The sequence below is a fragment of the Campylobacter sp. VBCF_04 NA7 genome (genome assembly GCF_027737405.1).
Lineage (GTDB): Bacteria > Campylobacterota > Campylobacteria > Campylobacterales > Campylobacteraceae > Campylobacter_B.
Map to the genome: position 1 here is coordinate 42,500 of NZ_JAOVTT010000005.1, position 13,258 is coordinate 55,757.

Consider the following 13,258-nt stretch of genomic DNA (forward strand, 5'->3'; position numbering starts at 1 on the left):
TTTATAAGCCCAAATTTGGGCTTATAAATTTCTATGATTTGTCATTTGCAAGCAAACGCAGCTAACATGCCAATCCATGGGATTTTCATTGACTTTTAATTTGTCATTGCGAGCCGTGCTTGCACGGCGTGGCAATCTACGACTTTAAAATTCCTTGCGCCAAATTTGCTGTCATTGCGAGCCCAGCGTTGCAATCCATGGAAATTCAAACAAATTTTAATTCACAGAAAAATTTATCGGAATTTATATTTTATGGAATTTTAAAAAACTCACTCTAAATTTTACTGGATTGCTTCGCTTTCTGCGAAAGCTCGCAATGACAAATTAAACAAATTTTACCCTCACAAAATTCCTGCGACAAAAATCACACAAGAAATCCGGGGCAGTATTCACCAAAAAGCCAAATTTTAATCAATCTTCAAAACGCTTAAAAACGCCTCGCTAGGCAAATTCACCTTGCCGATAGCCTTCATGCGCTTTTTGCCCTCTTTTTGCTTTTCGAGCAACTTGCGCTTACGCGTAATATCGCCACCGTAGCACTTGGCGGTTACATTTTTGCCCATGGCGCGGACATTTTCGCGGGCGATGATTTTGTTGCCGATACTAGCCTGAATCGCCACTTCAAAAAGCTGACGCGGGACGATTTCCTTCATCGCCTTTACTAGATCCCTGCCCTTAGACTGCGCCTTTTCTACCGGCACGATGATAGAGAGCGCATCGACAGCCTCGCCAGCGACGCGAATATCGAGTTTGACCAAATTTCCGCGCCTATAATCGCTAGGCTCGTAATCGAAACTCGCATAGCCTTTGGTGCAGGATTTGAGTTTGTCGTAAAAATCCATAATAATCTCGTTTGTCGGTACATCGTATTCGAGCAAAACACGCTCTGGCGTGATATAGTCCATTTTGGTCTGCACGCCACGGCGAGAATTTAAAAGCGTGATTAAATTCCCCAAAAATTCACTCGGTGTAATGATTGTAGCGCGCACATAAGGCTCTTCGATATGATCTATATAATTTGGCTCAGGCAGTTCGCTAGGGCTATGGATTCGCTTGATAGAGCCGTCTGTGAGATAGACCTCATAAGTAACGGTCGGCGCAGTGGCAATTAAATCTAGGTTAAACTCACGCTCTAATCGCTCCTTGACAACCTCCATGTGAAGCAAGCCCAAAAACCCCACGCGAAAGCCAAATCCAAGCGCAAGCGAGGTCTCTGGCTCGTAGCTAAGTGAGCTATCGTTTAGGCTGAGCTTATCTAGCGCGTCGCGTAGCTCTTCGAATTTATCGGTCTCGACGGGGTAAATTCCAGCAAACACAAAAGGCTTGGCCTTTTCAAAGCCACCGATTGGCTGGGAAGCTTGGTTGCGATAGAGCGTAATCGTATCGCCGACTTGCACATCGCTGACATTTTTTAGCCCCATTACTACGATACCGACCTCACCGCTTCGCACGGCGTTTGTTTTAATCGGCGCAAGAGGGTTTGGATACATAAGCCCTAGCACCTCGTGGCGACCGCCAGTGCCCATGACATAGACCTCATCGCCCTTTTTGACCACTCCGTCATAAATGCGCACAAGTGCTAGCGCGCCAAGATAGTTATCAAACCAGCTATCATAAATAAGTGCTTTTAATGGCTTGTTTTCATCGGTTTTAGGGGCTGGGATTTTCGTGATAATCGCCTCTAATAGCTCTTTTATGCCCTGCCCTGTTTTTGCGCTTACTTCGATTGCCTCTGAACAATCAAGTCCGATTATATGCTCGATCTCGTCCTTGACGCGCGCAGGATCTGCTGATGGAAGGTCGATTTTATTTAGCACAGGGATAATTTCTAGGTTGTGTTCGAGTGCGATATAGACATTTGCGATAGTTTGAGCCTGCACGCCCTGGCTGGCATCGACGACGAGTATCGCGCCCTCGCAGCTAGCCAGACTTCTGCTCACTTCGTAGCTAAAATCCACATGGCCTGGGGTGTCGATGAGATTTAGGACATATTTTTCGCCACCAAGCTCGTATTCTAGGCGCACGGATTGGGCCTTGATAGTGATACCACGCTCTTTTTCGATATCCATAGTATCCATGATTTGCGAGCTCATTTGACGATCTTCGACCGCCTTACACTCGCTGATTAGTCTGTCTGCAAGGGTGCTTTTGCCGTGGTCTATGTGGGCAATAATGCTGAAATTTCGTATATTTTTCAAATGTATTCCTAATTTAAATTTTACTATTTTTTTAAATTTGATTAAATTTAAAAAAGCCTAGCACCAAGGCTAGGCTTTAAATTTTAACTGGCGTGAAAGTTACCAGTTAATGCGGTTGTTGCGGTATGTTCTTCCGCTAGAACCTTCTTTTGCTCCGCCATCCACAGAAGCTTCACTATTACTATCACCGGCGAAATTACCGACTTGTTTATTTGTTTTGCCTTTTATACCGCCTTCACCAGCCCAAGTGCCAGCCGTAGTAAAACGAACCTTAATAGGATTAAAGTATTGTCTAACACCAGAGTATCTAGCAGCATAGTCCTCTCCGCCAACAAATGCCGGATTTTCTATAAATATCGCAGTATCATGTGAAGTGTAGATCAACCATGGATTTGTTATAATCCTAATAGTATCACTCGCTCTGTTTGGATGAGTTACACTTAGAGTTTGAACTCCGTTTTGAAGCGTCGATATATTGCTTAATGTTACTCTACTAGTAGCATATCTAGAAACAAACACACTAGGCGCCAAAGTAGCATCTACACGAGAATTCACATTTTTAACAAAACCTCTCTGTGTCGCCATAAGTCCAGGATCGTCTCTTCTCAAATCAGCAAATATATTTGTGGCAGGTCTTAATGCGCTAGGAATAATATTTGGCGCAACCATACCAGTGCAATTTGCAAAATTATCACCTTTGCCACAATATAAACCTTGCTCTATATATATAGGCTGGGTATTGCCCGCTATTGGCGTATATTCTTTCCACCCATCATCTACATCATACGCTTTTCCATATACGAAATATGCATAGATATCGTTTGGATTGGTTATTGTATTTATGATACTTTTAGTGCTATTTCTATCTATCTTCATAGCGCCGGGATTAAATACTTCACGAGCAAAGTTATAGTCATAGTTACTTCCACGAGGTTTTAGCTTATAATCTGCTCCAAATTTAGCCGGACGAATCTCATTACTTCTTAATGCAAAATTATTTATATCAAAGTCTGTCAAATATACAAGCGCAGGGAAATGAGGGATTTTTTGCATTCTATCGAAGTTAAAATAGATAGTCGCAGTAGGTGTTTGTCCCTCTTTAAACGCACGAGACATTAATACAAAATTTGGCGATTTAGCATTTAAGATATCGCCATTAGCTGTATCTACCGCATTGATAAGACCGCTATTTAAGCTACCATCTGTATAGTAAGAAAGCGCATGTTGTAAAGAAAAATGTTTTTGAGATTCTTTTTTTTGTTCGTATCTAACTTCTTTTTTAGTAAAATTATAACATCTAGTATCATAATTTACGCTATTTTTACATACATCTTCGCTGAAAAACCTCGCATCGTTAGGGATTGTAATACCATACTCGCTCGCTATTTTACCAGGCATACCAGAATACGGAGTATAAGGCTCTTGTGGAGCAGTCTCATCAGGATCTACACCTTGGATACAACGAGGGTCGCTACCATCCACAGCGCAATCAAAGCTGAAATTTACAGAAAGATCCATATCAGACGCGAAACCACACAATGGCTCAGTATTGTTATTATCATAAGTGCTCATTCTACCATCATATAGTGTAGCGATGATTCCCGGATGAACTTTATCGCTTAAAAACGCCTTAGTGCTAATAGAAATTCTAGCAAGCTCGCTTAGCTGTCTAGTCGCAGCGTTATTTGCATTAGCAGCTACATAACTCTCACCATTTCCGACAATGTCGATATCAAAATTTTCGACATCAACTGAATTGAAATATGTAAAATTTTCATTGCTGCTATCACCAACAAAAGCAGTAACGCTCGCATTATAATCAGCACCGCCATCCCATCTAGCACCATGCAAACCATTTCTCAATCCATTAATAGATGAAAGAATTCTATCTGGTTGATAGCGTAGCACTAGACCTAGCGCGTCATCAGCTTTTTGACCACCAACATCTACCTTGTGAGTAGCTCGTTTTATACCGATATCGCAACCGATTCTACCTCTTTCATCGTGCTTATTGGTAGTAGAATTGATGATACATTTAGTGCCCCAGTAATCTTTACTATTTTTATCTTTGTCGTCATCGTCGTCATCGTCGTCATCGTCTTTTTTGGCACTAGGATTTATTCTATTGTCAAATGTCTGATCACCAAAAGCATCTGTCCATGAGTTGTCATATACGCTTACCATAACATCGCCGACATTGTAATAATTGAAAATTTCACCCTGTCTGCTTGCTAAATTTTTATCTTTATATAAAATTTCAGTGAATAAAACAGCTGGTTTGCCAGTCTTCGCTGCTGGCTCTTTTAGAGCTTCTAGTCGAAGATCGTTGCTAGTAAAGGTTTTTATGGTAGCGACACCATTGGCATTGACATTGATATCCTTGGCATCAAACATAGCATTCAATGCCACTGCATCTTTATCCCAAACTCTTCTAAAATTTTCAATGTTATTAAAGTCTTTGCTATCTACCATACAGTGCTCTACTGTTATGCTCGTCGCTTCACCAAATTTGTCATCTTTGTTTAATTTATCATAATCGCTCACCTGATATCTGCCGTCTTTGAGCACAAGTCCAGTATAACCGATTTTTTCATTAGCACACTGATAATCAATCGTTTTTCTTAAATAAGTTTGATCTTTTAACTGACTTTCTATGAAAAACGCTTGATTTGATATGCTATTGCGACAATCATTTGAAATAAATGGTTTTAGATAAGTCAAATTTTCTCTATATGCCGCTAGCGTTGCATTTTCGTCAGAAGAACTTGCGCTTAGAGATTTGCCATTATAATCATAACTCGCTCTCCTAACAAATCTTTGATTGCTTAAATTTCCACCTATGCGATTTGTATAGTTTGGCACAGGATTTCCTTCAAAGCTTTTTGCATAAAGCACCTTGCTTAAAATATCTTTATTGCTCTCATAGTCGCCACCTGTGCGCAAATCAGTAGTATGTGTCTTATCTAATGCCGTTGTGATATCGCCGTCTTTGTCAGATTTGCCACTAGGATCGACTAGTTTAGCGTATTTGTCGATAGCACTCATATCTACTTCGAAATACGCAGGTCTGACTACGAAGCTATCGCTATCGCATACATGGAAGGAGCCGTCTTTCGACATTTCTACACCGAAATACGATTTAGCTCTATTAATCTCATCGAGGATAGCTTCTTTTTCCTTTTCAAAAGCCTCTCTCTCATCTGTATATCCAGTCGCAGTCTTTGTCTCATTTAGCCATGCCACTTCTAGTGGGCGCTTGTCGCTCTCAGTAGCGTTCATTTCATATTGGTTGCGATTACCCAAAAGCTCTGCTACTTTCTCAGGCAAATTTCTATCTTTATTTATATAGTATTCATATAATTTTTCAACTTGGTATCTTACATAGTAATCAGTTGGGTTAGAAATCGCCGTAGCTTTGCCATCTGTGTCATACTCATATAAAATCAGCGTATCCATAGACAAAGTCGTATTTTCATCTACGCCTATTGTTTGTTGCTCGCTACCTAGACCATTAGGATAGTAGCTAAGCATAAATGTCACGCCCTGAAATGCGTCTAGTATCTCTACATCCTTGATACCTAAGACTTTATTTTCCTCGGTTTGATCTTTTTCAAACTTAGTATCATAATCCACCATACTCTTGCCATTACCTACTTTAAATGGCAGTTTTAACTCTCGTGTTATATCTCTACAACGTCCCCTATCTACCGCTCTGATAGCTGACATATAGACCTTGCCAGGCAACTCAAATACTTGCAAATCGCCATTAGCCTCATCGTAGTCTATGCCTATCGTGCCATCACTTAGCTCTTTATCTTTTATTGGCTGGCAAGTGCCGTCAGATTTGATTTCAAAAATAGCTGGGAATCTCGCGCACAATCCACGATTTTGAGTTGTTTGTCCATCGCTTGATAACTCCAAATCCCAGTTAGGGCATTTTCCGCTTTCTGCCACTTTTATCCCACATTGGAATATATCATTGATATCTGGCTGAAAAACCATATTTACATCAAATGGCAACTCTGCTACTTGGGTATATAATCTATCGTCTTGTTCGCTGTTTTTATCTCGGTCTTTTAAATCTTTGAAATTTTGATTTACCACTTTAAGACCATTTAAAAACCTAATCTTAACATTCTGTTCCTCTGCGTTATCACATCTTTCTAGCACAGTCTTAGGTCCTACTATGTTTTTACCACCAAGGTTCATTGAGTATGAAAGCGTATAACTCATAGGTGTATATACGGCTGTGTTTCCGACAGTAGCGTTAAACTCCATATATGCTGATTCACCTACACCTATACGACCACCAGCGTATTCGCCATCGCCCATTTCGCCACCAGCGTCTCTACCGACACGAAATTTCATATTGTTATTATTCGTCGTAAATATAGTCTTGTTGCCTTCGTATCTTGGATCATGGCCTTCCGCTGCCTCAGCAGATCTTGCTTTATTGGTAGTATATGCACCAGGCTTATCATCTACGAGATAGCTAAATTTCACTTTTTCTAGCTGTTTTGCTTGCGGGTCAGTATTGTTAATACCAGCAGAATTTGGATTGTATGTATTAGACGCACCTGTGGCTAGCTCTACTACTGCGCCCTCGACAACCTCACCAGCACCATCCTTGCCAGCTTGGTTTCGAATCTCTGTCCTATAATACAGCGTCTCGCCTACGACTACCGCCTCTGGGGTCTTGATATCAGCATCAGGGGTATCTTTTGCTTCGCCTATCTTTTCAGGATTCAGTTTCTCTGTTTCAACTGTTTTTTTATCATAATAAAATCCCAGCCAGCCAGCTGTGTCGTAAAATTTCTGTGCATAGCAGAGATTTGGGACATGTAAATCAACAGAAAATCCCATAAATGCCACATAGGCACGGTTTGTTCCTTTACCGCCAGGAAGCGGTTGTTGTTTCAGAGTAATATCTATACTTGTCTGTCCATTGCCAAATTTATCCGAAATATCAAATTCATCTAAGTCATATCCTTGAAGATATTTGTTGCCACAACCACTTTGCGAACATTGCATTCCTTCAAATTTATATTTTCCATTATCATCCACTACATATTTGCTTTTTGAGCCATTAAATGTCGCAAGCGGATTGCTAGGACTTGTCAATCTCTCATATTTGCCATTTTTTGCATTTTTTACAAATAGACCTTCATTTAAACTTTTTTTCTGGTCATCACTTAAATTGCTATAATTTCCCTTATTAGAACCAAAAGACCCAAACAAAAGCTTGCCTTGAATATAATCGCCATGTGTAGGGGTATAAATCCCGTCTAGTCTAAAATCAGCCGATATATTTGTGTTATTGCCAGTATCTGGCTCCAACGACAAATAGCCATCATATAGCGTGACATTTTTTGCTTTGAAATATTTATCTAAATGCTCTTTTGCGCCTTTTCTATCGCTTTTGCCTATCAAACTAGGATTATCTAGTAGCTTTTGTCTAGCTTCCAAAGATTTATCATAAACCAACACTACATACCAGCCGCCAAAAGGAAGCAACGCAGCTTGGTCTTCCATAAAACCTTTCTCTGGATTTTTTTCCTTGTCAGCATTCGCCAATCTATATACTTGGTTACTTGTATATATTCGCGTGCCGTCCAGCTTGCCATCTTTTCTTCGAGCAGCGTTATCTTTTGTGACTTTGATATCGCCTGCTGCTATTTCTATTGTATCGCTATAATCGCTAAAATTATTTTTTATTTTTTCTGTTATATCCACAGAGCAGGTATAGTGCATATTATATCTATACTGCGTGCCTTTGTTTATAGCATTATCTGGTAATAATTTTTTATCAGAATCATAAGCAAACACTCCATTACAAACTTCACTTTCTACTTCATAAGTCGCACTGGCTTGCTCATTTCCTATTTTTAATTTTGCCTTTTTATAGCCTGCTATATCTTTTACTTCTAGGTTGCCAGCACTATCCCATGAGTTTGGCAAACCTTCATTAGCATATAAATGACCAAACCAATAAAGCCTAGCAAAAACTATATCATCTCTCGTGACACCATTTGGGAGTTTGATTTCATCCTTTGAGTTATTGTATTGCTTTCCCATGCCACCATCTGTTCTATACGCTCCTGTATAAACCGTCGCATCACCTATGGTATCGGCTTTCATAGCTTCAAGCACAGAATTTCCCGCCGTTACAATGTCTCCAAAGACATAAGTTCCCTCTCCACCAAATCTATGGCTCAAAGAATCGCTTTGTGTATTGATACTAACTGGATTAACCTTGCTAAAATTGACTAATTGTTTTTTGCCATCAGCAGTTAAATGCCCAAGCGTTTTTGGAATTATTCCGCTGTTTGGAATTTCTGGATCATTATACCAACCCTCAGCGAACGCGCCAACGCTAACTCCAAACAAAATCAACATAGCAGATAACGCCCTGCTAAATACCTTTTCTTTTTTCATAATATGACCTCCATCATTTTATGTGTAAAAATTTTCTCTATTTTATTACTAAATCGCTTAAAATAAATATAAATTTAACCTTTGAAAATGTGAATAATCAAGGCATTTAGCGGATTTTTTATTTTTGTTATTTGGGCGAATTTATTTGCGCGCGAATTTGCAAACTAAAAAATGCAAATTTGGCGTTCGGTGATTTGAATTCGTAGATTGACTTCCCCTACGGCTCGTCCAAACCTGTCGTGCTACGCACGCCACCGCTACGCTTGTTTTGCTTCGTCGCTATGCTCCTCGCAATGACAATGGCGAGCAAATTTCGTTTAATTTGTCATTGCGAGGCGACGCAGTCGCCGTGGCAATCTACGAGCGCAAACTACCAGACGCTATAATCCGTGTCATTGCGAGACGGCAACGCCGTCGAAGCAATCCAGTAAAATTTAGAGTGAGTTTTTTAAAATTCCATAAAATATAAATTCCGATAAATTTTTATGTGAATTAAAAATTTATTTGAATTTCCCTGGATTGCTTCGCTTCGCTCGCAATGACAGCAAATTTAGCGCAAGGAATTTTAAATTCGTAGATTGCCACGCTCGTTACACTCGCTCGCAATGACAGCAAATTGAGCGTTCGGTAATTTTAAATCGTAGATTGCTTCGTCGCTTTGCTCCTCGCAATGACAATAGCGAGCGCGAAAATTGTCTAATCTGTCATTGCGAGGCGACGCAGTCGCCGTGGCAATCTACGAGCGAAAATAACCAAAATGTAAATTCCGTGTCATTGCGAGACGGCAACGCCGTCGAAGCAATCCAGTAAAATTTAGAGTGAGTTTTTTAAAATTCCATAAAATATAAATTTCGATAAATTTTTCTGCGAATTAAAATTTATTTGAATTTCCCTGGATTGCTTCGCTACGCTCGCAATGACAAAATAAAGTAAATTTTACTTCGCTTATAATGACAATAAGATTTCGGCGCAGTATTCCCAGAGCCAAAAACCCGCACATAAAACCGCCGAAATTCAAACGCAAAGAAAAAATTTAACTAAAAATTTGTATAATACGCGTTTTTCTTTGAGCTTTTCGTCTAGCGGCCCAGGACGCTACATTCTCAGTGTAGAAACGCGTGGTTCAAATCCCGCAAGGCTCGCCATTTGCGCTAAATAATCCCTCTTCGCCCAATGTGTAAATTTTATCCGCCACGGCACCTATAAATTTCTCATCATGGCTCACGATAATCTCGCTAATATCGAGGTTTTTTAGGATTTTTGCGACGCGCGATTGCATAGCAAAATCAAGCCCAGTCGTGGGCTCATCGAGCAAAACTATCTCAGGCTCGCACACGATCACCCCAGCAAGCGCTACGAGTTTTTTCTCGCCGCCACTTAGATGATACGGCACGGCGTCCCTTAAATGCGAGATTCCGAAGCGTTGCAAAATCTCATCAACTTGGATTTTTATCTCGTCTTCGCTTAAAATTTTTCGCGGTTTTATGTGGTGATTGTGTGGCGTGGTGAAAATTTCGCTAGAATTTTGCTCTAAATTTTCGCTCGAATTTTTACGGAAAAATTTTAAAATTTTAGCCTTTTTTGCGCCTCCGTTTTGCCCCTTTTTTATCGCTTCGTTTCGCGCCCTAAGCCCAAATGCGACATCGTCAAAGACATTGGCGCAGATGAATTGCTCGTCGGAGTTTTGAAACAAAAACCCGATATTTTGGCGAAATTTCGCAAACTCTTTGACGCTAGAAATTTTTTCGTGAAAAATCTCGATCTCTCCGCCACTAGGCGCCCTTAACCCGCACAAAATCTCCAAAAGCGTGGTTTTTCCGCGACCATTTTCGCCCAAGATTACGATTTTTTCCTTGTGCGCGACATCTAAATTTAGCCCTGAAAAAAGGCTTCTCTCGCCCATTTTCGCGCTTAAATTTCTAAGTTTTACCGAACAGCTCAAATCATCTCTCCAAACCTTGCAAAAAGGCAAATTAATACAAAAAATAAAAATCCGATTTCGAGTGCGCCAAATTTTTCTTTGGCGAAGAAAAATTTCCCGCTAAATCCGCGCGTAATCAGGGCATTTTGCAGATTTTCTGCCCGCCCTAACGCCCCTAAAATCAGTAGCGCGACGCAGTTTGCGTAGGTTTTGTAGCTAAAAATCGAACTTTTCGCCCTAAATCCACGCACCAAAAGCACGGTTTTTTGGCGTTCTAACTCCGCGCGCAAAAACGCGATAAATTTCACGCAAAAATAAAAAATCGATGAAATTTTATCCCCAAGCCCTAAATTTCGCACCCCGCGTGCCAAAAAATACTCGTCCCGCTTCCAAAAAATCAAAATCGCAAAAAGCATAATCAAATTTGCTCGAAAAAATACAAGCAGTGCAAAGTGCGAATTTTGCGCTATTAGCGCGCTTAGTATCATAAAAAATACAAAAATATTTAAAATCGCAAGTTTTTTAAAAATCTCTTTAAAATCGGCGAAATTTAGCGCCAAAAGGGCTAAAACTGGCAAAAAATAGCTAAGATAAATTTTGCCCCCAAGTGCGACAAAAAAGCTATAAATCACAAAGCAAAGTAGGCTAATTGCGGCGTTTTGGCAGGGGTTAAAAGTTTTGATTTTTGATCCTTATTTGCGTTTTTTCATGGCGTAGAGTGCGCCAAAAATCGCAAAAATTATAGCCAAACTAAGCGCAAAATTTAATAAATTTTGGTTTGATGAATTTTTTGGTTCGAGCGAATTTTGCAAAATTTCGCTCGAATTTTGATCTAAATTTTGGCTTTGCAAATTTTGCGAATTTCCACCTAAATTTTCTACTTTGAAATTTATTTTTTTCGCATGACCTGCGCCGCCGTAAATTTCGATTTCGTATTCCCCAGTGCCCAAATTTAGGCTTAAAACGCCAGTTTTATCGGTTTTTGATTCCAGTAATACTGCGCCGTTTTGGCTGATTTTCACATCGCAGTTTTGGCAGGGCGAATTGCCGTAAAAAAAGCTTTTTATACGCACATTTTCCCCGTCTTGGCTAGCGAAAACTTTGAGCGAGTGAGCCGGAGCAGTATTCGCCAAAGCTAACGCAAACAGCGCAAAAATGAGCCTTTTCATAGCAAAATTTCCTTTTTTACCCGCACGATAAATTTCAGCGCAAACAGCGCGATAATTCCCTCCAAAACCGCTAAAACTGCTGATTCTAGCGAGATTAGCGTGATGATTGTGTAAAATTCCTTACCACTAGCAAAAAGGATTAAATCCAAAAGTAGCGTCGAGATGAGTATCGGCACCGCTCCTGCTAGGAAAAACGCCGTCGTGGCGGGCATTTTAGCATTTTTCCACGCACGCACAAACACTGCGCCCAAAACGGCCGGAAAGCCGATAATCGCGGTATTTACGCCCAAAATCGTAATCCCGCCAAAGCCAAAGAAAACCCCTTGAAGCATGAGCCCCACAAATATCGCTAAAATCGCATCAGCACCCAATACTGCGCCGATTAATCCGCCCAAAATCAAATGCACGGAGCTTGCGCCCACTGGCAAATGGATAAATGAAGCGATGAAAAAAATCGCGCTTATACACGCTACTTGCGGGATTTTCTCCACTTTTAAGCGGTATGCGAGATACGCCACCACGGGCGCACTTATCGCCCAGCCTGATATTAAAATTTCGCTTGGTAAAACGCCTTCGCTAATGTGCATTTAATGTCCTAAATTTCGTAATTTTAAATGAAATTTCGCTTAAATTTGAGCTAAATTTATAGGTAAAATTTGCGCCAAATTTTTCGCTTAAATTCATACTAAATTTCGCTTCGATTTTCTCGTCAAATTTCACGCGCAAAGCCCTATTTTTCGTAGTCTTTGGTCTGCACCCAAAGCACCGCACCAAGCTCGACGCCGTATTCCTTGCCCTCGTGCGTGATTTTTTCGTCATCATCTATTAACGCCGCAAAGCCCCAATGCCCAGATAAAGGCATCGTAAAGCAAAATTCCCCGTTTGCATTAGTCTTTACAACCTGCGTGATATGGTCCTCGCTAGGGGCTTTTAGGGCGGATTTGTTGTAGTATTCGACCTCGACTTCTACGCCCTTAGCTGGGGCATTTTTGTATAATACTGCCCCGCAAAACGAGTTGCCCGCATACAGCCCAAACGGACGCGTAAGTGGCACGATTTCGGCTTTTAGCCCCACTGGCTCGTCCCAGCCCTCGCCGTATCCGTAAGCGTCGATTATGGTTTTTGTCTGGTGGCGGATAAATTTTCCCTCAGCTGGTTCGAAATATGGCTTAGGATCGAAGTAAAATTGATAAACGCCCGGTTCTTTTACCTCAAATTCGGCTGTGAAATAAGCATTTTCGCCATCTTTTTGCGCTTTTAAATTTTGCAAAAACGGCTTTTTCTCGCCATTTATCCAAATTTCAGCCACATTTGGAATTTCTAAATTCATACGATTTTGCTCGAAAGGATGAGTGAATTCATAAACTAAATTTAGCTTGTTTTTGCCTTCGTCCTCGATAGTGTCGCTATCAGCTAAAATCACGCCAAAGTGCGCAAATGACGCTGTTGCGGCGCAGGTTAGAAGGGATAAAATTTTAAATTTCATATTCGCTCCTTGTGAAAAATTTCGGTTTCGTAATATTACAGAATTTAGC

General features: G+C 40.6%; 8 protein-coding genes and 1 tRNA gene. 1 reads left to right on the forward strand and 8 read right to left on the reverse strand.

Annotation, left to right across the window (positions count from 1 at the left end):
• Window positions 1-407: 407 nt before the first annotated feature.
• Together lepA and OFO00_RS05400 are read right to left on the reverse strand one after the other, a co-directional pair.
• A complete protein-coding gene (gene lepA / locus OFO00_RS05395; RefSeq protein ID WP_270865258.1) occupies window positions 408-2,204 on the reverse strand; it encodes a translation elongation factor 4 in 1,797 nt (598 codons plus the stop codon).
• A gap of 93 nt (window positions 2,205-2,297) precedes the next feature.
• Window positions 2,298-8,633: a hypothetical protein gene (locus tag OFO00_RS05400; RefSeq protein ID WP_270865193.1), complete on the reverse strand. Its 6,336-nt coding sequence runs from the start codon at window positions 8,631-8,633 to the stop codon at window positions 2,298-2,300.
• 1,068 nt (window positions 8,634-9,701) lie between these two features.
• Between OFO00_RS05400 and OFO00_RS05405 the strand changes: the two genes are divergently transcribed.
• Window positions 9,702-9,778: transfer RNA gene (locus tag OFO00_RS05405), tRNA-Glu, on the forward strand.
• On the opposite strand, the gene OFO00_RS05410 is transcribed toward OFO00_RS05405, so the two are convergent.
• Genes OFO00_RS05410 through OFO00_RS05435 form a run of 6 tightly spaced genes read right to left on the reverse strand, consistent with a single transcriptional unit; the run spans window position 9,757 to window position 13,209 of the window.
• Window positions 9,757-10,575 carry an energy-coupling factor ABC transporter ATP-binding protein gene (locus OFO00_RS05410; protein ID WP_270865194.1) on the reverse strand — a complete coding sequence of 273 codons (819 nt, stop codon included), beginning with the start codon at window positions 10,573-10,575 and terminating at the stop codon, window positions 9,757-9,759. The genes OFO00_RS05405 and OFO00_RS05410 overlap by 22 nt on opposite strands.
• Window positions 10,572-11,237 (reverse strand): energy-coupling factor transporter transmembrane component T, encoded by a 666-nt coding sequence (locus OFO00_RS05415; protein WP_333721408.1) that lies wholly within the window; start codon window positions 11,235-11,237, stop codon window positions 10,572-10,574. The genes OFO00_RS05410 and OFO00_RS05415 overlap by 4 nt, the downstream gene beginning before the upstream one ends.
• 9 nt (window positions 11,238-11,246) lie before the next feature.
• Window positions 11,247-11,723 carry a hypothetical protein gene (locus OFO00_RS05420; RefSeq protein ID WP_270865195.1) on the reverse strand — a complete coding sequence of 159 codons (477 nt, stop codon included), beginning with the start codon at window positions 11,721-11,723 and terminating at the stop codon, window positions 11,247-11,249.
• Window positions 11,720-12,310, reverse strand: a complete 591-nt coding sequence (gene cbiM / locus OFO00_RS05425) for a cobalt transporter CbiM (protein WP_270865196.1) — start codon at window positions 12,308-12,310, stop codon at window positions 11,720-11,722. Before cbiM ends, OFO00_RS05420 begins: the two co-directional genes overlap by 4 nt.
• Window positions 12,300-12,443 carry a hypothetical protein gene (locus tag OFO00_RS05430; protein WP_270865197.1) on the reverse strand — a complete coding sequence of 48 codons (144 nt, stop codon included), beginning with the start codon at window positions 12,441-12,443 and terminating at the stop codon, window positions 12,300-12,302. Before OFO00_RS05430 ends, cbiM begins: the two co-directional genes overlap by 11 nt.
• A gap of 10 nt (window positions 12,444-12,453) precedes the next feature.
• Window positions 12,454-13,209, reverse strand: a complete 756-nt coding sequence (locus OFO00_RS05435) for a DUF4198 domain-containing protein (RefSeq protein WP_270865198.1) — start codon at window positions 13,207-13,209, stop codon at window positions 12,454-12,456.
• Window positions 13,210-13,258: the final 49 nt, after the last annotated feature.